We start from the raw sequence: 20,494 nt of genomic DNA, 5'->3' as shown, positions 1-20,494 counted from the left end.
CTATTGCCAATTTCTCGGATATATTGTCTTCTCCTGCCTGGGGTTAGTGTGCCACTTTTTCCCAATAGCGGAATCATCTATTATTCATGCGAAGCCTCTACTAACTTTAGTCAACGTTAACACTCTGGGATTTTATCATACTTTCCGCTGATTTGTTGTTTAATTCCCGTTATAAACTTAAGCAGGGATGATTCAATGACTATTTAAGTGGACAAGTCAACTATCCCAGTATTACAATGAGTTTAACTGGTAGGAGAGATCTTGCTATCACTGTCCCAGTTGCGTCCATATTGTGTATATCTAAGAACATCTAAGCGAAAATTTAACGGATATAGCTAAAATTGAGAACGTTCCCAGAATAGTTGGCATTCTACCGACATTGCAGACAAATTAAAACTTAATTGCATTTGGCAATCAGTAAAATTACTGAAAACACTGCTTGGTGAGGAGTGGAAAATTTGGGATTTGGGGGTGAGTAGGCATAAATATGGCGCGAGGCATGATTCCTCGATCGCCCAACTCTAAGTTCTCCACCCCCAATCTGAGTAAATGCTGAGCATAATTGCTGATTGACAAACGCTTCCCTAGCTTATGTTGTCACCAATGTTCTACCAATAGGATTGATTAGGAATAGAATTGATGAAAAATAGAAATACTTGGCGATACATCCGAATAATTAAGGGAAAGAATGTCGCAAGAGATACAGATAGGGCCGATTGAAAACCTAATCGTCCCCCTACTGAACGTTTTCTTCAGTACCCAAATAGGAGAAAAGGAAAACCTTGCGATCGCACAATTGGAAAGAAGTTCTAGAATTATAGCTGAAATGCACGATTTAACATGACCAAATTCCCACCAGATAAAAACCAACCGCCACAGCAAGAGAGCACAACAGCACAGGCATTGCGACAGGCTCACTTCGACGCTTTTTTTGCAGGTGCCAACGCCGGAATGCTGATTTTTGACCGCCAACTCCGCTATGTCCAAATTAACGAAGTTCTGGCCCAGATGAATGGCGTTTGTGCGGCCGACCATATTGGTCGCTCAGTGCGTGAAGTGCTGCCAGAATTGGCTTCGACTCTGGAACCAATGCTGCAAGGCATTCTGGATACAGGCAAGCCTATTCTCGACTATGAATTAGTGGGTGAAACGCCGAAAGAGCCAGGAATCGTGCGCTACTGGCAAGGATCTTACTATCCTTTGCTGGATGAAAATGGCATGGTTTTTGGTCTTGGTGGGATTGTGATTGAAATTAGCGATCGCAAGCGGGCAGAACAAAAGCAGGCACGACTAACGGCAATTTTGGAAGCAACTTCCGACTTAGTAGGAGTTGCGGAGGCCAGTGGACATAACGTCTACCTCAACAAAGCCGGACAGAAAATGCTGGGGATATCCCCAGAGGAAGCACGAACTTCGTTTAGCATAGATTCTGTATTAGCTCCCTCGGCAAGGGCAAAATTCCAGGACGAAGTAATTCCAACGGCCTTGCGAGAGGGTAGCTGGGCTGGTGAAACCCTATTTGTGTCACGCGATGGGGAAGAAATTCCAGTCTCCCAGGTTTTGATCGTCCACAAAACCGAAGCGGGTGAAGTCGAGTTTATTTCCACTATTGCGCGGGATATTCGCGATCGCAAAAAAGCAGAGGAAGAACGGCAATTGCTGGTTACAACGATCGAGAATAGCCGTGACTTTATTGGCGTTTCCTCAATGGATGGTCGCCCTCTACTGGTGAATCAGGCTGGTCTGGATTTGGTGGGACTCAGTAATTTAGACGAAGCCAGAACCAAACACATTACCGACTTCTTCATGGCAGAAGATTTGGAGTTCGTACAGCAGCATACCCTGCCTGCAGTGATGAAAGACGGAAGTTGGAGGAGTGATTTCCGCTTCAGACATTTCCAGACAGGTCAACCCATCCTGGTAGATTACACCCTATTTTTGGTCAGACATCCAGAGACTAATGAACCGGTAGGGATTGCCACCATTACGCGGGATATTCGCGATCGCAAAACCGCAGAAGATGTCCTCAAACAAAGTGAAGAACGATTTCGTTCTTTGATGGAAGCTACCGCTCAAATTATTTGGATCTGCAATGCCGACGGCGAAATGGTGATCGAGCAACCTACTTGGAGTGCATTTACAGGACAGACATTTGATGAGTACAAGGGATGGGGCTGGCTAGAAACCTGCCACCCAGACGATAGCACTTATGTTGCTAGCGTCTGGTCGGCTGCCTTGGCCAATCGCTCGCTCTATGAAGCTGAATCCCGTATGCGCCGTCATGACGGGGAATATCGCTACATGAGTAGTCGTGCTGTACCACTTCTAAACGCGGATGGTTCAATTCGAGAATGGGTTGGGGCTAATACAGATATTACCGATCGCAAACAAGCCGAAGCTGCGCTGCGCGATCGCAACGTCTTGCTGAGCTCTATTTTGGAAAGTACGCCAGACATAATTGTGGTTAAAGACCGGGAAGGCCGCTATGTTGCCCTTAATTCCAATGGGGCAACCTCATTTTACGGTAAACCCATTGAGGAGATCCTGGGTAAAGATGATTCGGAACTCCTTCCCGCTGCTGCTGCCGTTCCAATAATGGCAAAAGACCGCCTGATCATGGAAGCAGGCACTACTGAAAGCTACGAAGAAGATATTTCTAATGGTAAGGGCATCACTTCTTTTTTAACCACAAAAGCCCCTTGGCGGGACGCTCAGGGCAATATTATCGGCCTTATCGCCATAGCACGAAACATTGGCGATCGCAAACAAATGGAAGCTGAGTTACGCGATCGCAATGCACTGCTAAACTCTATTTTGGAAAATACACCCGACTTCATTCTCGTTAAAGACCGGGAAGGGCGTTATGTTGCCCTTAACTCCAATTTGGCCAACTTCTTTGGCAAGCCAATTAAAGAAGTCATCGGCAAAAATGATTTGGAAATACTGCCGCCTGACATTGGCAGTGAAGTTATGGAAAAAGATCGCCACATCATGGCAGCCGGAATCATTGACACTTACGAGGAAGATATCTCTTCTCATTCTGAAACCACTAGGACTTTTTTCACTACCAAGGCTCCTTGGCGGGATAATCAGGGCAATATTTTGGGCATCATCGGCATAACACGAGATATTACCGATCGCAAACAAGCTGAAGAAGCGTTGCGACATAAAGAAACTCAGTATCGCAGTATTTTTGAGTCGGTGAACGATGGCATTATCATCACAGAACTAGAAACCGGAAAAATAGTCGCCATCAATCCGGCGCAAGCCAGAATCCACGGCTACACTTCTGAGGAGTTCGCTCAACTACCACCTGGAAGCTTCATACACCCAGATAGTCACCACCTATTTGTGGACTTATTAGAAACTGTGAAGGCAGGTAAGCAGTTCTTCTGTCATGCCATTGATGTCCGCAAGGATAAGAAGTGCATTGATGTGGAAGTTACAGCAACCCCCTATTGGCAGGATGACAAGCTGTATGCGTTATCTGTGGTGCGAGACATTAGCGATCGCAAACAAGCGGAAGATGCAATCAAACAAAGCGAAGAACGCTATCGTTCCTTAATCGCCGCCACATCCCAAATCGTCTGGGCAACTGATGCTGAAGGAAGAGGCACGGATCTACAGAGTTGGAGAGCTTACACCGGGCAAACTGAAGCTGAAGTGCTTGGTTTTGGCTGGTTAGATCCAATTTATCCGGACGATCGGGAACGAACGAGTCAGGCCTGGATGGAAGCAGTGCAAACGAAAAGCCTGTTTGACATTGAATATCGAATCCGGGGAACGGATGGAAACTATCGTTATTTTCAAGGTAGGGGAGTACCAATTGTGGATGAAAATGGCAACATCCGCGAGTGGGTTGGTACTTGCAATGATATCCACGATCGCAAACAAGCCGAAGATGCTATAAAACAAAGCGAAGAACGCTATCGATCCCTAATAGTTGCCACATCCCAAATTGCCTGGACAGCGGATGCTGAAGGAAGATGCCCGGATCTACCGAGTTGGAGAGCTTACACCGGACAAACCGAAGCTGAAGTGCTTGGTTTAGGCTGGTTGGATGCAATTCACCCCGACGATCGCGAACGAACGGCTCAGGTGTGGATGGAAGCAGCGCAAACGAACAGCCTGTATGACACAGAATATAGAATCCGTGCAGCAGATGGAAACTATCGTTATTTTCAAGCTAGAGGGGTGCCAATTCTAAATGAAGATGGCAGCGTCCGGGAGTGGGTTGGTACTTGTACCGATATCCACGATCGCAAACAAGCAGAATTCGTACTAGCAAAAGCCAAGGAAGCTGCAGAAGCAGCAAGTCGGGCCAAAAGTGAATTCCTTGCCAATATGAGCCACGAATTGCGGACTCCGCTTAATGGCATCATGGGATACGCGCAGATTCTTCAGCGTTCCAAAGTCTTGAATGAAGAAGAGCGATCGCGCATTGATGTCATTTATCAGTGCGGTTCCCATTTACTGACGTTAATCAATGATATTCTCGATTTGTCGAAGATTGAAGCACAGAAAGTGGAACTAATGCCTACTGATTTTCATTTCCCGGCGTTCCTGCAAGGTGTCGCAGAAATGTGTCGCATCCGAGCTGAACTTAAGGGAATTCACTTTCATTTTCCATCCAGCCCGGAACTCCCGATCGGTATTCGTGCGGATGAAAAACGCTTGCGACAAGTGTTAATTAATCTTTTAAGTAACGCTATTAAATTTACCGATGAGGGCAGTGTCACTTTTATAGTCAGTTTTGCAACAGAAGGAAAAATTCGGTTTGAAATACGCGATACAGGTACCGGCATTGCCCAAGATCAACTCCAAGCTATCTTTCAGCCATTCGAGCAGGTAGGCGATCGCAGACGGCAGACGGAGGGCACCGGATTGGGACTGGCAATTAGCCAAAGGATTGTAGAATTAATGGGTAGTACCATTGAAGTTCAAAGTGAGATGAATGTTGGCAGTATATTCTGGTTTGATGTCAATCTATCTCAAGCCGATGAATGGGTGAAAACTTCTCAAATTGACCATCGCGGGCAGATTATTGGCATCAAAGAGCGCCAACCTAAAATTGTGGTTATTGATGACAAATGGGCTAACCGTTCGGTAGTTAGCAATTTGCTCAGTCCCCTAGGCTTTGAGGTGTCTGAAGCGAACGATGGGCAGGAAGGCTGGGAAAAAATTCTGGAGGTACAGCCAGATTTAATCGTTACCGACTTATTAATGCCAGAACTAGATGGCTTCGAGCTAATTAAGCGGGTTCGAGAATCGGAAAACTTCAAAGACATCATCATTATTGTCTCTTCTGCCAGCGTATTTGAAGCCGATCAATACAGAAGTTTAGAAGCAGGAGGCAACACTTTTATTCCGAAACCTGTTCAAGCCACGGAACTCTTGCAAAAATTACAACAGTATCTTGATTTAGAATGGGTTTATGAAGCTAATGAAGATCCACGGGCGATCGGCTCAGACACCACTGAGCTAATTGCCCCGCCAGCTAAAGAAATGGAAATGCTATACGAGCTAGCTATGAAAGGAAATTTCCTAGAAATAGTTAAGCAGGCGGCATTACTTCAAGAAATAGATCCCAAATACATTCCCTTTGCTATAATATTGCATCAGATGGCAAAGGACTTTCAAGACGAAGAGATTTTAACGTTTATTGAGTCATACAAGTAAGGTTTATGAATTCCGAGATTCAAGCACATGGTACGATTCTTATAGTTGATGACAATTCAGCTAACTTAGGTGTATTATCTGATGCCTTAAGCCAAGAAGGATTTGAAGTTCGGGTTGCGAAATCTGGCAAAATGGCACTAGAGCGAGTCAAATATGCTCTACCGGATCTAATCTTGCTAGATGTGATGATGCCAGAGATTGATGGATTTGAAACCTGTCGTCGATTACAGGCTAATCCCGAAACTAAACAGATTCCCGTTATATTTATGACTGCTCTCTCGGATACGGCTAATAAAGTTGAGGGGTTTAAGCTGGGGGCTGTAGATTATATTACCAAGCCCTTCCAACAGGAGGAAGTATTAGCTCGCGTCAAGCTGCATTTAAAGCTTCATGTTCTCGCTGATAAATTAGAGGAAAAAAATATATTATTAGAGCAAAAAATTGTAGAAGTCAGCCAAGCCTATGATGATTTGCAACAAATGCAACTTAAGTTAATCCAAAGCGAGAAAATGTCCGGCTTAGGGCAAATGGCGGCTGGGATTGCTCATGAAATTAATAACCCTATAAATTTTATATCGGGAAATCTGGGTTATGCCCAAGAGTACGCTCATAACTTACTAAAGATTATACACCTCTATCAAGAAGATTATGTAAAGCCCACCCCTCGGATTCAAGCAGCAATGGATGAAATAGAACTGGAATTTCTGGAAGAAGATTTTATCAAAGTTCTTAACTCAATCAACTTAGGAACGCAGCGCATCCAAGAGATTGTCAAGTCTATGCGAATTTTTTCTCGCCTGGATGAGGCAGACGTGAAAGCAGTAAATATCCATGAAGGAATTGATAGTACACTCACCATCCTGCATCATCGTTTAAAAGCAAAACCCGAGCATCCTGAGATTGAAGTAGTAAAAGAGTACGGTCAGCTTCCACAAGTAGAATGCCATGCCGGACAACTCAATCAAGTGTTCATGAATATTATTTCTAATGCCATAGATGCTTTGGATGAATCTAATCAGCAGCGTTCCTTTGCAGAAATCAAACAACACCCGAACCGCATTCGGATTTCTACAAAACTAATTGACGAGAATTGGGTTACTATTCATATTAGTGACAACGGTAGGGGAGTTTGCGAAACTTTACAACCGAAACTATTTGACCCTTTTTTTACCACCAAACCGATCGGTAAAGGAACTGGTTTGGGGTTATCTATCAGTTACCAAATTATCGTTGAAAAGCATGGCGGCAGATTATACTGTCAACCTGTATTAGGAACGGGAATAGAATTCGTCATTGAAATTCCTATTCGCCAGCAAGCTTGTAAAGCTGCGTAGTTTCCTGGTGTAATATCTGTTACGAACTTTGGTTAATTTCTCGCTGACAGCGGGGACGACAAGGTGTTCCTGTGCAAATAAAGCCTGCAGGCATATTTCTAAAGACGCTGCTGCGAGCTCCGATTAAAGCGTTAGCACCGATTTCTACACCAGGGCCAATGAAGCAGTCGGCGGCAATCCAAACGCCGTTATTAATGATCACAGGTGCTGTGATTAAGCCAAAGGCTGGGTCTTGAGGGTCATGAGTGCCGGTGCAGAGGTAGCTTTTTTGAGAAATGACGCAGTGTTTGCCGATCGCAATTTGAGCGAGACTGTACAATACAACCTCATCTCCGATCCAACTGTAGTCTCCGATTGCAATTTTCCAAGGATAGGTAAAACGAGCCGTGGGGCGAATGATCACACCCCGACCTATTTTCGCTCCAAATAACCGCAGCAACCCCCTTCTGATGCGATTAAAAGGGTGTGGGGTGAGAGGAAATGCGATCGCCTGCACGAACCACCAAACCAAAATTAGCCAACCCGGCTTTCCTCGATCGAACTTTGATTGATCGTACTTCCGCAAATCAACTAAAGATTCGCCTGTCAAATTATTTGCGTGATGGTCGCTAATTGGACGATCGTTTATTTGAGAATGGGGGGAATTTGCGATCATATTTTCCGGATCTTGGTTCTGATTTGGTATATAATCGGTCATTGATAGTTAATTTAATGTTTAATTTAAAATCGAGTTTAAGCTTAAGGACTGCTGCATGACATTTCTAGTTAGGGACAATTTTGACTCTCAAAACGCCAAGGATATCGCACAAGGCGAAAATATCAATCCCAGAATTGGCAAAGTGCGACTTTTACAAACAGCATTGGTACTGCTTAGCAGCTTTTTTGTAGCAGAGTTAATCGCCGCACTTAATTCTCATAGTTTGTCCCTATTAGCAGATGCGGGTCACGTTTTTTCAGATGTAGCAGCTTTAGCAATAACTTTGACAGCGACTTGGTACTCATCAGTCAAACGCAAAAGTAAATCCTTAGATTGTACGATCGCACAATCGTCAATCCCTGAACGAGGAGAAATCATTGCTGCTTTAATTAATAGTATCAGTTTAGTGGCGATCGCCCTTTGGATTGCCGCAGAGTCGATCGCCCGCTTGCAGTCCCCAACCCCCGAAGTAGAAGGACTCCCGATGTTAATTACCGCCATAGTCGGTTTAAGCATCAACTCGATTAATGCTTGTTGCTTGCATTCCTGCTGTCACGGCGACTTGAATCTCAAAAGCGCCTTTCTGCACGCAGTCGCGGACATTTTTTCGTCGGTTGGAGTAATTTTAGCTGCGATCGCCGTGGCGTGGCTGCACTGGAATTGGGCTGACGGCTTAATTAGCTTGCTAGTCTCTGCATCAATTATTTTATTAACTCTACCATTGCTAATCGAAAGCATCCAATTGCTGCTAGGAAAAGTATCAGCAATATCCGCAACTCAACCGCCTTGTGATTGCGAAAAAGTGAGCGCAGAAAAATTACTTTTTCCATCCCTCGAAGAACTCATCAAATAACATCTCTTCATCTGCCCTCAACCATAGAAATAGATAACTAATGTCCTACAGTGATTTTACTTTAAATCGAGTTACGAAAGAGTTTAATTTAACTATTTCCGAACGCTCAGATATTTTCACAGAAATTCCAGAATTAACACCAAGCAATTTTCTCCAAGAAACCCTGCGCGATAATCTAGCTTTAGCCCTTGGTAGCAATACAGAAAAAGCGCGATCAGAATTAATTATTGCTCCAATTCTCGTCGAACTCAGAAAACAATTAAATTATCAAATTAGCTGGTTTTCTGGCATTGACTTTAGTGTGGATACCAGTAAAGGATTAAACGGCAGTTGTGATTTTATCATCAGTCAATCACCTGAACTTTTATTTGTTAGTGCGCCAGTTATTACCGTCGTAGAAGCTAAAAAAGAAAATATTTTGGCTGGCTTGGGACAATGCGTAGCGGAAATGTTGGCAGCGCAAATTTTTAATGAAAAGGAAGGCAACGAAATTCCTGTGATTTACGGTACCGTTACCACCGGCACTAACTGGAAATTTATGAAATTAACAAAACAGACGCTCGAAATTGATTTAGTCGAATATTTTATCAATGATTTAGGTAAGATTTTAGGTATCTTAGCAAGTGGCCTTCACTCAAGTATTAATTAGGTCAAGAAACCCGGCGGTTGAACTCGCGTCTTGTCAAACGAAGTCCCTCTGTAACAGACTAAGAGAGACTCGGCGGTTGAAACCCAGTCTGCACAAACTTTCGTGCGGATGGTGCGCGGACTAACAGACACTCTCACGGCAATTTCACTTCTGTCTCCTGACTGATAACTACTGGCGGCGACAGAGGCGGTTGAGATTCCGCCATATTCAACTGACCGCCACAACAGCGCAACTCGTAAAGTTTTGCATTAATTTGATACTCATATTGGCTCAATAACCTTGCATAAATATAGCCAGCTTTTCCATCCAAAAAGCCGAGCTGAATGAAGTAAAATAAAATAAATCTGAGCATTGGTTTAAAAGGCAGCCACACCCAAGCTTTTTTGAAAAATCGCTTCCGCTGTACGGCATCTCCAAAGAGGTGAGCGCCAATAGTGCCGCTGTCGTCGCGCCCTTCAATAATATTGTAATAAACGCGAGCTTCCCAATTAGAATAGCGATTGTGCCGTTCTATCCAGTGAAATAAATCGCGGTAATCCTCGTGGATCATGTCATTTTTTAAGTAGCCGACTTGACCAGCTAAAATGACGTGTTCGTGAACTTCGTTGTCGCCAGTATTGGGGACGGATTCAGTGCCGAGATTTTCGTAACGGCCTTTTTGATGCTTGAACAAACGCAAATTCCAGTCGGGATATCGGCCTCCGTAACGCAGCCATTGGCCTAAAAAGAAGACTTTGCGGTTGAGGTAGTAGCCGTCAAAATTGGGGTCTTCGATCGCCTGCGCGATTTCGTCCCAAAGTTCCGGCGGAATGCGCTCGTCGCAATCGACAATTAATACCCATTCGTTGCGAAAGGGCAGATTGTCCAAAGACCAATTTTTCTTTTTCGGCCAGCGGTTGTCGAAGTAGAATTGCACTACTTTTGCGCCGGTGCTGATGGCAATTTCTACCGTGCGATCGCTGCTTTGGGAATCAACCATGAAAACTTCATCCGCCCTGGCAATGCTGGCCAGACACGCTGGTAGATTAAGTTCTTCGTCTTTTGCCGGAATGAGAACTGAAACCGGAATCTTGGATGAACTAGATGTCATAATCGAGTGCTTGAACCTGAATGCGGTCGAGTTTTGGTGGATGAAGTGCCATCGGCACAGCCGCGCCGACGACTTGAGCAGCGAGGGATATTGCCTATAGCCTAATGCCTACTGGTCGATTTCGGTGCAAAAATCAGGCCGCGGATGGCTGCGCTCAAATAACCGATTTGACCCCAGGCAAAAACGAAGTTTTCAAAGCGCAGCCCTGGATCTCTAATATATTTAAAAGACTTCCAGACACCCCTCAAGATTCTTTCACCCCCCCGCCCAAGCTGAGCAATACCGGCTCGATCGGACAATTGTTCGCGATAACACTCGCTGATGCCTTGCCACCACCCGCGCTCTAGAAACCAAGCTTTGTTGAGCCTTTCTCCAGCGACATTGTGCAGCACCAGGGCATCCGGTAGATAAACTACTTGCCAACCTAACTCTAAAGCTAATTCTGTGGCCCGCAACTCTTCATTTGACAGCAACTTTTTGCCGACTCTACCGAGTTTGACATCGAAGCCGCCAATTTGTTCGAGAAAAGCGCGCCGGATTGAGTAGTTTACCCCCCTGGGAGTCAAACCGGCAGCAGTCACGTACAGGTAAGTATCGCCTAAATCGTATGATCCCAAGTTCTGGGCTAATCCGGGTGACAGCCATTCGGGCGGGCGGACTCCAGGAGGCCAGAGCAAATTGACTTTGCCACCAGCTACGGCGAGTTTTTGATTGCTTTGATAAGCGCTGTGCAGCACCCGGAGCCAATTCGGCTCAGCAATAGCGTCGTCGTCGAGATAAGCTAATATTTCGCTGCGAGCTTGCTTAGCGCCAGTGTTCCGGGCTACTGATAGACCAATTTCGGGTTCCCAGACGTACTTGAGGCGGCCATCCCCCTGTCTTGCTTCTACCACCTCGCGGGTGCGCGAAGTCGAACTTTCGGGGCTTGCATAATCGCTAGAAGCGTTATCCACTACTAATACTTCAAAGTTGTCGGGAAAATCCTGTACCAGCAAGCTGTCGATCGCCCCCCCTAAATAGGCGGCGCGATTGTGGGTGCAAATAATCGCTGATATCTGAGGGTCTGGCATAAATAACAGCTTGGGAAATACTGGGGCTCGCGATCAACTTACTGTGAAATTGTCTCAACAATGCTATTATCGCTTAAAAAGCATTTGGTAGTTGGCAGTTTAAATCATAATTGGTAATTGGTAATTGGTAATTGGTAATTGTGTTTAATCCTTTGTATGTGACTAATGACTGCTGACTAATCACTAATGAGTAACTCTGAACCCACCACATCGAGACAATTAATCTTAGTAACTGGGCCGACCCGAAGCGGCAAAAGTGAATGGGCCGAAACTCTGGCGACGGGTTCTGGAAAACAAGTAATCTATGTGGCTACCGGTCGCGTTGATGAAGCCGATTTGGAGTGGCTTCGTCGCCTCGATCAGCACCGAAATCGCCGTCCAGTTGATTGGGCAACTCTAGAAGTGCCGCTCGAATTATCGGCAGTTGTGCGGGCCAGCAAGTCCTCAGATTGCTTGTTGATTGATTCCCTCGGCACTTGGACAGCGAATCTTTTGGAACAAGAAGCGGGAGTTTGGGCGACTACGCAGCAAGATTTGCTCGCTAGTTTGAAGTCGGCGGCGGCTGATGTGATTTTGGTAGGGGAAGAAACCGGATGGGGCGTTGTGCCTGCTTATCCGGCGGGGCGGCTGTTTCGCGATCGCCTCGGCACTCTCGTGCGCCACATCGGGGCGATCGCCGATACTGTTTATCTCGCCACCGGAGGTTACGCCTTGGATCTAAGGGCTCTGGGTACCCCGCTGCCACCCGTAGCGAAAAATTAACAGCCGGAGTCGCGATCGACAAGAGAGAAAACATCTCGGTTTCCAGATGGACAATTTTAACTGAAACTCAGGTATAATTTTAACTAAGATTGACAACTCAAGAGTCACATAAATTAGTCAAAAAACATACTCCCTAGGGCGAAGCGCAGAATAATTGGACATGAGGAATAGCCAAATTGGGACAATATGTAAAAGATCAAGTGTCTCTTAAGAAAGAGTGAGAATTTCCCATTAAAATCTAAAATAATCAATTAGTTGAAGGGTAGACTAAAAGTTATGGCATCAGATAGTGAAGTAAGAAAATATATTGCTTACTGGTTTCAGTTAGGCAAAAAAGTATTAATTCGCAACGGTTCCGAAGCGCTGCTGCCCAAATCGGTAAATGCGGGCGATCGCTACAGCCAGGAATTTGAAGACTGCTGGCAAAAAATCATCTCCGGCGACAGCGGAGACTGTTACCTCGAAGGCACAAACGAAACAATTGCCCAACTGCTGACGCCAGCTTGGGAAATCAGTCCCTGCGCGCGCTGCGCTATGCCCGTAGTGTTCCAACAAACGGGGATGCCCCCGGAGTTCTGTCCCTGTAACGACTTACCGAACTGGCCCGATACCGAAATGCCCCAACCCCGATCGCCGGTCAGTACCCAATCGCAACTCTCAGGGATTCGCGATCGACTCCAAAGATCCAGCGGCGAGTAAGTATATAAGAAGGAAGAAGGGTCTTCTTCCTTAAATTGTTACAATATATTTACAATGCTTCACACTAGGTCTGATTTATGAATGTCAAGACAGTATCGCCAGCCTCCCCGCAAACTTATGTAAATTCAGGGACTCAGGCTGTACTCGGCAATCTCCAAGATGCAAATACAATTCCCCTGCAAGCAGTACCAGTATCACTAGAGACGGAGGTCGTAACGGACGATCGGCTCAAATCAGCCAGAGACATAGCTTTCGAGTTAGCCGGAGATGCTGTTCAGTACGATCCAGTGGCGATCGCAGCCCTGTACCGAAATCGACCTCTACAAGTTTGGGGAAGGTTGTCGAGTGTTGTTTGGACATTTTTTAGCTTTGCCTTCAGTGTGTGGTTCGACGGCAAAACAGGTCGTACCGCCACCAACCAAAAGCGACGCGCCGTCCGACTGCGAGAAATTCTGGCCCAACTCGGCCCAGCTTTCATCAAAATCGGACAAGCACTCTCAACACGGCCTGACTTAGTACCGCCAGTATATTTAGAAGAACTAACAACGCTGCAAGACCAATTGCCAGCATTTCCGAACGAAGTAGCATATCAATTCATCCAAGAAGAATTGGGCGCCCACCCCAAAGACATCTACGCAGAAATCACCCCCGATCCGATCGCGGCAGCTTCCCTCGGACAAGTCTACAAAGGCAAACTCAAAACAGGGGAAACAGTCGCAATCAAAGTGCAGCGACCGGGTTTAGCCGAGAACATCGGCTTAGATATCTACATCCTGCGGCGCGTTGCAGTTTGGGCACAAAACAACTTCAAAATAATTCGCAGCGACCTCGCAAGCATTATGGACGAGTTGGGCGAGCGCATTTACGAAGAAATGGACTACACCCACGAAGGTCAAAATGCCGAACGGTTTGCCCAACTATACGGTCACATCAAAGACATTTATGTTCCCAGCATCTACTGGGAATATACCCGCCGCCGCGTCTTAACAATGGAGTGGATCACCGGCGTGAAACTGACTAATTTAGAAGCAGTTAAAGCTCAAGGAATCGACGCTCCTTACTTAATTGAAGTGGGGGTGCAGTGTTCTCTCAGACAACTGCTAGAACACGGTTTCTTTCACGCTGACCCGCATCCCGGCAATCTTTTGGCAACTCCTGACGGTCAGTTGGCTTATCTCGATTTCGGGATGATGAGCGAAGTTAAACCTTATCAGCGGTACGGCTTGTTGGAAGCTGTGGTGCATTTGGTGAACCGCGACTTTGAAGGTTTAGCAAAAGATTACGTGAAGTTGGAGTTTTTAACGCCAGACACCGATTTAACGCCAATTATTCCAGCTTTGGCCAGCGTATTTAACAATGCTTTGGGTGCTAGCGTTGCGGAACTAAATTTCAAAAGCATTACTGACGAGCTTTCGGCGGTAATGTACGAATATCCTTTCCGAGTTCCAGCTTACTATGCTTTGATTATTCGATCGCTCGTTACGTTAGAAGGAATTGCCATTAATGTCGATCCAGAATTCAAAGTGTTGAGCAAAGCCTATCCTTACGTTGCCAAACGGCTGTTGAGCGACCCCGCACCGGAATTGAGAGCATCCCTGCAAGATTTGCTGTTCAAACAAGGCGAATTCCGCTGGAACCGCTTAGAAAACTTGCTCAACAATGCCCGCGAGAGCGATGATTACGATGTCAGCCAAATCTTGAACCAAGCTTTAGAATATTTATTTTCCGAAAGAGGAGATTTTATTCGCGATCGTATTGTCCTCGAATTAGTCAAAAGTCTCGACACACTTTCCACGAACGCTTTTGCTAACGCCAAAGCAGTCGTCGGCGAATGGTTTGGAGTCAAGGCAAATCAACCTGTGGTTTCACCAACTGAACAAAAAAACTTAGAGCACATTAAGCGGATTTGGGATATTTTGCAATCAACTCCGGGTTTTGACGGGATGAAAGTATTGCAACTTCTTCCGCAGTTGTTGGTGAAACCGGAAGTGCAGAACATGGGTCAGAAAGTAGTCGGCGGTTTAGCTCAAAGAGCAGTTGCTAGGGTAATTCGTGAGTTTTTGCTTTCGCAGGAACCGGATGCGATTCCCGTGAATGGAAGCTATGCTAAAACTTCGCCTCAGTTGTCTTTGCCTGCTGCGAAGTAGTTTGATGGGGCGTTTTTTTGAGCGCAGATATTAGCAGATAAACACAGATGAACGCAGATGAAATTTCCTCTGCGTTCTTTTAATTAAGCTTGAATCCTTTGGCGGCTAATTGCTGCCGGAGACTTTGAATTATTACGCGATCGAGAGTATTTTCACCACCATTGGTACTAGATTGTCGCTGTTGTTCAATATATGCTGTACGCTTTTGAGATAAGTCGCGGATCGTCTTTTTAATCGCTTCTCTTTCGGTTTTCTTTCCAGCAACATATGCTCTCTTTTCTGTTAGCGTCATCCCTCGCATGATTTCTGGTAAATTATCATCTGATATTGCCTCTAGTTTAACTGTTCCGTTTTCGAGAGCATCGAGCAAGTCCCAAGAAGCATTATCATAGTATTCAGAGGCTTTAGACGCACTACGCAAAACCGTATTACTGCCAGCATTACTATCTTCAACTGCTTGACGTTGTTGTCCTATTCTTCCTTCTCTACCGTAGGGAATGTAGGTTTGATTGAGTTTAGTATTCCAAGTAGAAATTTCGTCGTCGTAAGGGGACTTAATTACCACAATTTGTTGGTTTTGATTAATGTTGAAGCTACTGCCTTTTGCTAACTCTGCTCCTGATGCCCAAAGTTGTCGCTCCTGACTTTCGGCTGAACCACAGTAGATTGTATTAACGAGTGTATCTCCTTTGACAGCGAGATTGACCGATTGATTCCAAACTATTGGGCCTTGATCGAATGGTTCATTACCCGCAATAAAAATCACGCGAAAATCTTCCTGATTTTTACTCCAGTTTAATTCTTGCATTGCCGAACGAATTACCCAACCAGCATATTCTTGACCGCCGTTGGTTTTAATACTAAATAACTTTTCGGAAACTAAATCTAATTCAGGAGTAAATCCAGTTAATAATCTGACAAAACCTTCCGACGAAGGTAAGCTGTCATTACCATAATGGTACAGAGCAACCTCTAACTCTGGCACTTCGCCATCTTTGGTTACTTTAGTTAAAAAATTAACAACTTGCCAAAGTTGAGTACGAGTCTGGTCAATCAATCCATCCATGCTATTACTAGAATCTAAAAGGATGGCTATCTGAATTTTTGCTTTGGCGAAAGCTGCAGTGGGAGAACACAAAATACTTAGGGTTAAAGCTGTAGTGAATAAAATTCGAGTTAGTTTCTGCATGGAATTTCCCCTACAAAATGATTTTTTACCAATTATAGTCATTGGTAATTTAGATTTAGTTCCTGATGTCAAGTAACTTGTAACAATATTTTACATTTGGGTTCGATTCATTACAGGACTTACCAACTGCGATCGAAGAAACCGGGTTTTTACCGAATTTGTGGACTGCAACAAAGTATTTTCCTAAAAACCCGGTTTCTGGTCATTCATGGGTAACTCAGACCAAAGAAACCGGGTTTTTTACCAAATCTGCGGACTGCATCGAGGTAATTTACGAAAGTTTACAAAATCATGTCACTTTTTCTCACCGATAGGGCGATCCGGGTGGTTTATTTGTTGAGTTAAGGTAGAGTAGAAGGCCTTCAGATTGTTCAAAGTTAAACCGCAGATGTTCCGGATTAGTCGATCGGGAAGAGTATTCTACTGTAGCTGCGGTACAATTATAAGTTATGCGGTTAGTTTATCGGTGGGGGTGCAGTCGAAAGCTCACTTGTAAATTCCGCAGTATGAAGTTGCCACAAGATTGTTTGTGGATACTAAAAATCATCTATGAATTGCGATTATCAGCCGAGTTTTATAGCTATGGTTGATCGTATAGTGCAAAGTGTGGTGTGGTCTTGTATGAATAGAAATTCACATCGAAAAATTAATCAAGATGAGCGATTGAGTATCAATTCGGGTCTGTCCTCTTCTTTGAGAAAAAAATACTCGATTAGTATCATTATCTTAATCATATTAAGCGTACTCAGTATTTCTCTTAAATCGGATAAAATCAACAGCAACATTTGGAGTTTGTCAGTTGAATCAAAGGTTACATCGGCAACTTTAGTTCTTGTCTTTCTTTTTTGGCTCCCTATTTTACTTCCTTGGATTCTTTCTCAAATTCCGCAAGTGCAAGGTTCTTTAAATTGGTTACGCGAACAAGGCATTGAGGAAATAGAGACTAATCTACTGAGAATTAAACTAAAATACGGTGTTCAAGAAGCATCAGAAAAATACGAAGAAAAAATATCAGATATTGGGGCTATAAATCTAACATCTCAGGAAACGCAGCAGCAGCTTGAGGGACGCTATCGAGATGCCATAGCTTTAGTTGATCCTGCGAGCGATATAGATTCAACGGAAGCATTGAAGCGGATAGATCAATTGGCTGGCTATTACGATACGGTTAGAGATGAAATGCCCTATGGACATAACCGCACAAAATTAATGCACGAAATTTCCTCAACAATGTGGACTTTAATTCCTAAAGTTATAAATTTTCCTGTTCATGAAAGACTAAATAGCCAGAAGGGGGGAGAGCGTTTGTCTGCTTACAAGCACGTTGAGTGGAACACATCAACTGAGTATATAAATTTGTTAGTTTCTAGAGCAGTTGGTATTATGGAGATGCCCTACACTCAATACGCTGCTTTATTGGCACTAAGAAGAGTGGTAACAAACAATCAATTTGCTCCCAGTAAATCAGCAGAAATCATAAATATTTTGAACTGGTCAGCAAATCTTGATTATATGCAGCCAGAGCGCCGAAAATTAATGATTGAAATTGCTTCCCTACTAAAAACAAAGGCATAAAGCCTGCTAGTTCCGCCGCATAACAACTCGCTTGCACCCGACCGAATCAACGTCATCGGGTTAGGCACGAAAGGTTATTGGCAGCCTCTGAACAGCAACGTTAGAACGAGCGACGCACAATACCATGGATCGCGACAATAGCTAACCCGGATTTGGTATGACAAACCGCAAAAACTGCAAAAAACCCGGTTTCTTCAAGAAACCGGGTTTTTATCGATTCGATCGCCCTCAACCACATCTACAATTACTACAAGGTAGAGGTGCCACTTAAATCGCTACTTGTTGGTAGCTGAATGGGACTCGGATTCGCATTGAGTAAAAGGTCAGCTTCCTTACCAGAAGTATTAGCAGTAAGAGCGATCGCACCACTAACACTCGCCGCTTGCAAAGGAATAATTGGCTGAGTTTGAGCGCTGGTTAGAGATGTTAACAAGCTGTTAGAGTCGTAGATGAGAATGTCATCATCGATGCCGGTAAAGCTGTTCGTCGTTGGAATTGCACCGCCGTTTAGCAAGATGTCATTGGGGATAGTATTGGCAGAATTTACTGTCAAACTACCTGGATAAGTCGCTGCTGTTGACGGTTGTAAGCTGAGTGCGGGCGCGGGAGTCGTGTTATTGAGCTGACTAACAGCAAAAATGGCAAAAAACCCGGTTTTTTTGGTTTGGATGCGTCCACGACGATAGGATTTAAGGGCGATCGACCTTACAGGCTTAAGGATGTCGCCACTTTAGCGCTGATGACGCAGTTTTATGGCAATTTGCGATCGCAGCCAATTAAAGCTGAAGCGCTCAGAAAAGCTCAACTGGCAATGATCCACAAACAAATTTTAGTTAAAAACGGTCAATTGCGGGGAACTAAAGGCGCGATCGACATTAATCAAGCTACACAAGTACCAAATGCAGATTTCTCTCATCCGAAGTTTTGGGCCGGATTCACAATAATTGGCAGTCCTTGGTAAATTAATTGGAGATTTGATATTCACCAGTGGTAAGGTGTAAGGCTAGACGCACCCTACATTGACTGGCGGAATTTTGCAAAAAGTAAATGTATCCCTAACTACTATCTTTTTATGTCATAAATTTGCTATGAATAGCAAAACTAAACACTAGCGGGGCAAAACCTGTGAGCAAGTTTGATAAAATATTCAATTCAGAAGACCAATCCGAAGCAAGCTTGACTTTAGAAGAATCCGTAGCAGCGGTAGCACTTGTCGCAGCTGAGGCAAATTCCCCTGACACGGATGCTGATATCTTAGAAAGCATACTTTGGGAATCAGAAATATTTGCTGAATACTCGGAAGATGATATGTCAGCAATGTTTCAAAGACTCGCCGGTATTGTCGCCCAAGACGGTTTAGGAGCATTATTTAATACTGCTTGGGAATCTATGCCAGATGAGTTAGTTTTGGATACTTTTGCAATAACCGCAGCAATGTTTGTCGCAGATGGCGAAATATCTCAGAAGCACCAGGCTTTTCTTCAGGAATTCCAGCAAGCATTAGGTGTGGAAGACGAGGAAGCGGCAGAAATTATTGAGGATGTAACTGCTGCTTACTCGGAAGTAGAGGGCGAAGAGTCTGATTTCCATGCGGCATGGTACGTATCTCCTGAAGGCAATTTTAGCGTTCCCATTCCAGTTGACGATCAACGAGGCGGTAAAATTGATGAGCAAGAAAGCTGTGTCGCATTTTCTGACGACTTTGGCGTTTTGCTGAAAATTGATTATTTCCCTGTTGCTGGTGAAGTGGAAGAAACAATCGAGTCGGTTGGCGAGGAAGCTTATCTCAAGTCTTTTCTCGACAATTTTGTTTCTCAGGCAATTCTTGCTAATGTTGCCAATTCTAAGTTACTCCACGCAGAATATTTAGAAGATGAAGAAGCTTATTTCGTGGTTTTAGATTTGCCTGCGGGTGCAACTATCAGCGTGCAAGAAAACGATCGCCCTCTGACTCGGTTGGATGCTTACCGGGGACTTATGGCTTTTATTGCTGACGATTTTTGCTACACCGTAAGCTGTCAGCGAATTTATCAGGAGGGGGATGAATTGGGTTCCCTGGAGTCTGAAGTTGAGGGAATTATGAACAAGATTTTTGAGTTTATTGAGACAATCGAATTCGGGCCGATCGAATAAGCAGGAATTATTTAGGGTTTGCTGAAAAAGTTATAAAAAGCAGGGGGTGGGAAATGAACAAGAGGCCCGTCTTCCTCACATAATAAGCCCTGCTTTACTTCGATTATGTAATTCATAGCTAAAGTTAATCGTTCTCGATAAAATCATAATATTTGGGAAAATTTGACACAAAAAAAGACAGTAAAACTGCCTCAGCAGCTTCACCAGGTTAATCACTAAAAATGTAAGAGTAATGGAAGTTTCAGAAGTATTAGATAGTTTAGCCATGACTCGATTCAGACTGAACCTTCTTTTGCCCTGTCCAAATTTTCCCTCAATTTCGTTGCGAATGCGCTCGTCTTCTTGTGCTTGTTTTTTAGCTTGAAGGCTGACTTGGGCAGGAGGTCTTCCTAACGGAGAACCGCTGAGTCTAATTCCCCTTTCTTTACACGCCCGCTCGATTGACTCGGGTGCGATAAATTTTATCGGCGTGAACCGATTCCGGGTAAACTCCCGTATATTCTTTGTAAGCTTCCACTTGGGAAATAAAATCTCCACTTTCATTAGACCTCTTGCGAAAGTGCGCTCGTTCTAGGTAAAATAAAAGAAAAAATTAGATTAATAATATGAATTACGAA

The 20,494-nt window shown here is 44.4% G+C and carries 17 protein-coding genes and 1 pseudogene; 12 read left to right on the top strand and 6 right to left on the bottom strand.

Annotated features, from left to right (window positions below; all coding sequences use genetic code 11):
• Positions 1 to 688 precede the first annotated feature (688 nt).
• From QT996_RS23925 to QT996_RS23915, 3 genes are read left to right on the top strand one after another with little or no spacing between them, the layout of a single operon-like run.
• The gene (locus QT996_RS23925; protein ID WP_333049556.1) at positions 689 to 844 is read left to right on the top strand and encodes a hypothetical protein; all 156 of its coding nucleotides are present in this window, start codon (positions 689 to 691) and stop codon (positions 842 to 844) included.
• A complete protein-coding gene (locus QT996_RS23920; RefSeq protein WP_333049554.1) occupies positions 841 to 5,679 on the top strand; it encodes a PAS domain S-box protein in 4,839 nt (1,612 codons plus the stop codon). The genes QT996_RS23925 and QT996_RS23920 overlap by 4 nt, the downstream gene beginning before the upstream one ends.
• A 5-nt stretch (positions 5,680 to 5,684) precedes the next feature.
• Complete coding sequence (locus tag QT996_RS23915) at positions 5,685 to 7,013, top strand: response regulator (RefSeq protein WP_333049552.1); 1,329 nt, start codon at positions 5,685 to 5,687, stop codon at positions 7,011 to 7,013.
• 19 nt (positions 7,014 to 7,032) lie between these two features.
• Here the strand turns inward: QT996_RS23915 and hpsU are convergent, their stop codons facing one another.
• Positions 7,033 to 7,710, bottom strand: coding sequence for a hormogonium polysaccharide biosynthesis acetyltransferase HpsU (gene hpsU / locus QT996_RS23910; protein WP_333049550.1), 678 nt, complete (start codon positions 7,708 to 7,710; stop codon positions 7,033 to 7,035).
• A gap of 55 nt (positions 7,711 to 7,765) precedes the next feature.
• Between hpsU and QT996_RS23905 the strand changes: the two genes are divergently transcribed.
• Both QT996_RS23905 and QT996_RS23900 read left to right on the top strand, forming a co-directional pair.
• Positions 7,766 to 8,563, top strand: coding sequence for a cation diffusion facilitator family transporter (locus QT996_RS23905; protein WP_333049548.1), 798 nt, complete (start codon positions 7,766 to 7,768; stop codon positions 8,561 to 8,563).
• A gap of 40 nt (positions 8,564 to 8,603) precedes the next feature.
• Complete coding sequence (locus QT996_RS23900; RefSeq protein WP_333049546.1) at positions 8,604 to 9,212, top strand: hypothetical protein; 609 nt, start codon at positions 8,604 to 8,606, stop codon at positions 9,210 to 9,212.
• Positions 9,213 to 9,345: 133 nt separating this feature from the next.
• On the opposite strand, the gene QT996_RS23895 is transcribed toward QT996_RS23900, so the two are convergent.
• Positions 9,346 to 10,263 carry a glycosyltransferase family 2 protein gene (locus QT996_RS23895; RefSeq protein WP_333049570.1) on the bottom strand — a complete coding sequence of 306 codons (918 nt, stop codon included), beginning with the start codon at positions 10,261 to 10,263 and terminating at the stop codon, positions 9,346 to 9,348.
• Here QT996_RS23895 and QT996_RS23890 point away from each other — a divergent pair.
• A complete protein-coding gene (locus tag QT996_RS23890; protein WP_333049572.1) occupies positions 10,190 to 10,402 on the top strand; it encodes a hypothetical protein in 213 nt (70 codons plus the stop codon). The two genes, QT996_RS23895 and QT996_RS23890, sit on opposite strands and share 74 nt — an antisense overlap.
• 1 nt (position 10,403) lies before the next feature.
• Here QT996_RS23890 and QT996_RS23885 read toward each other — a convergent pair whose 3' ends face one another.
• Entirely contained in the window at positions 10,404 to 11,372 is a 969-nt protein-coding gene (locus QT996_RS23885; RefSeq protein ID WP_333049544.1) for a glycosyltransferase family A protein, read from the bottom strand.
• Between the two features lie 186 nt (positions 11,373 to 11,558).
• Between QT996_RS23885 and cobU the strand changes: the two genes are divergently transcribed.
• The 3 genes from cobU (at position 11,559) to QT996_RS23870 (ending at position 14,980) form a co-directional block, all read left to right on the top strand.
• Positions 11,559 to 12,134 (top strand): bifunctional adenosylcobinamide kinase/adenosylcobinamide-phosphate guanylyltransferase, encoded by a 576-nt coding sequence (gene cobU, locus QT996_RS23880; RefSeq protein ID WP_333049542.1) that lies wholly within the window; start codon positions 11,559 to 11,561, stop codon positions 12,132 to 12,134.
• Positions 12,135 to 12,410: 276 nt separating this feature from the next.
• Positions 12,411 to 12,833, top strand: a complete 423-nt coding sequence (locus QT996_RS23875; protein WP_333049540.1) for a hypothetical protein — start codon at positions 12,411 to 12,413, stop codon at positions 12,831 to 12,833.
• A gap of 77 nt (positions 12,834 to 12,910) precedes the next feature.
• Positions 12,911 to 14,980: an AarF/ABC1/UbiB kinase family protein gene (locus tag QT996_RS23870; protein ID WP_333049539.1), complete on the top strand. Its 2,070-nt coding sequence runs from the start codon at positions 12,911 to 12,913 to the stop codon at positions 14,978 to 14,980.
• 79 nt (positions 14,981 to 15,059) lie between these two features.
• Here the strand turns inward: QT996_RS23870 and QT996_RS23865 are convergent, their stop codons facing one another.
• The gene (locus QT996_RS23865) at positions 15,060 to 16,169 is read right to left on the bottom strand and encodes a hypothetical protein (RefSeq protein ID WP_333049537.1); all 1,110 of its coding nucleotides are present in this window, start codon (positions 16,167 to 16,169) and stop codon (positions 15,060 to 15,062) included.
• 549 nt (positions 16,170 to 16,718) lie between these two features.
• Here QT996_RS23865 and QT996_RS23860 point away from each other — a divergent pair.
• Complete coding sequence (locus tag QT996_RS23860; protein ID WP_333049536.1) at positions 16,719 to 17,744, top strand: hypothetical protein; 1,026 nt, start codon at positions 16,719 to 16,721, stop codon at positions 17,742 to 17,744.
• 247 nt (positions 17,745 to 17,991) lie between these two features.
• Here QT996_RS23860 and QT996_RS23855 read toward each other — a convergent pair whose 3' ends face one another.
• A complete protein-coding gene (locus tag QT996_RS23855; RefSeq protein ID WP_333049534.1) occupies positions 17,992 to 18,297 on the bottom strand; it encodes a hypothetical protein in 306 nt (101 codons plus the stop codon).
• A 111-nt stretch (positions 18,298 to 18,408) separates the two neighbouring features.
• Between QT996_RS23855 and QT996_RS23850 the strand changes: the two genes are divergently transcribed.
• A complete protein-coding gene (locus QT996_RS23850) occupies positions 18,409 to 18,705 on the top strand; it encodes a CHAT domain-containing protein (protein ID WP_333049532.1) in 297 nt (98 codons plus the stop codon).
• Between the two features lie 164 nt (positions 18,706 to 18,869).
• Positions 18,870 to 19,877, top strand: a complete 1,008-nt coding sequence (locus QT996_RS23845; protein WP_333049531.1) for a tellurite resistance TerB family protein — start codon at positions 18,870 to 18,872, stop codon at positions 19,875 to 19,877.
• A gap of 75 nt (positions 19,878 to 19,952) precedes the next feature.
• On the opposite strand, the pseudogene QT996_RS23840 reads toward QT996_RS23845, so the two are convergent.
• Positions 19,953 to 20,421: pseudogene (locus tag QT996_RS23840) on the bottom strand (transposase); the annotation flags it as partial.
• Between the last annotated feature and the right edge of the window lie 73 nt (positions 20,422 to 20,494).

Source organism: Microcoleus sp. S13C4 (assembly GCF_036700865.1).
Lineage (GTDB): Bacteria > Cyanobacteriota > Cyanobacteriia > Cyanobacteriales > Microcoleaceae > Microcoleus.
This window is presented reverse-complemented; position numbering and strand designations above follow the sequence as displayed.

Excerpts from the sequence above, each read along its gene's own strand:
- QT996_RS23885 (WP_333049544.1), bottom strand. The coding sequence starts at position 11,372 with ATGCCAGACCCTCAGATATCAGCGATTATTTGCACCCACAATCGCGCC.
- QT996_RS23900 (WP_333049546.1), top strand. The coding sequence starts at position 8,604 with ATGTCCTACAGTGATTTTACTTTAAATCGAGTTACGAAAGAGTTTAAT.
- hpsU (WP_333049550.1), bottom strand. The coding sequence starts at position 7,710 with ATGACCGATTATATACCAAATCAGAACCAAGATCCGGAAAATATGATC.
- QT996_RS23875 (WP_333049540.1), top strand. The coding sequence starts at position 12,411 with ATGGCATCAGATAGTGAAGTAAGAAAATATATTGCTTACTGGTTTCAG.
- QT996_RS23925 (WP_333049556.1), top strand. The coding sequence starts at position 689 with ATGTCGCAAGAGATACAGATAGGGCCGATTGAAAACCTAATCGTCCCC.
- QT996_RS23890 (WP_333049572.1), top strand. The coding sequence starts at position 10,190 with ATGAAAACTTCATCCGCCCTGGCAATGCTGGCCAGACACGCTGGTAGA.
- QT996_RS23860 (WP_333049536.1), top strand. The coding sequence starts at position 16,719 with ATGAATTGCGATTATCAGCCGAGTTTTATAGCTATGGTTGATCGTATA.
- QT996_RS23920 (WP_333049554.1), top strand. The coding sequence starts at position 841 with ATGACCAAATTCCCACCAGATAAAAACCAACCGCCACAGCAAGAGAGC.
- QT996_RS23905 (WP_333049548.1), top strand. The coding sequence starts at position 7,766 with ATGACATTTCTAGTTAGGGACAATTTTGACTCTCAAAACGCCAAGGAT.
- QT996_RS23915 (WP_333049552.1), top strand. The coding sequence starts at position 5,685 with ATGAATTCCGAGATTCAAGCACATGGTACGATTCTTATAGTTGATGAC.
- QT996_RS23870 (WP_333049539.1), top strand. The coding sequence starts at position 12,911 with ATGAATGTCAAGACAGTATCGCCAGCCTCCCCGCAAACTTATGTAAAT.
- QT996_RS23865 (WP_333049537.1), bottom strand. The coding sequence starts at position 16,169 with ATGCAGAAACTAACTCGAATTTTATTCACTACAGCTTTAACCCTAAGT.
- cobU (WP_333049542.1), top strand. The coding sequence starts at position 11,559 with ATGAGTAACTCTGAACCCACCACATCGAGACAATTAATCTTAGTAACT.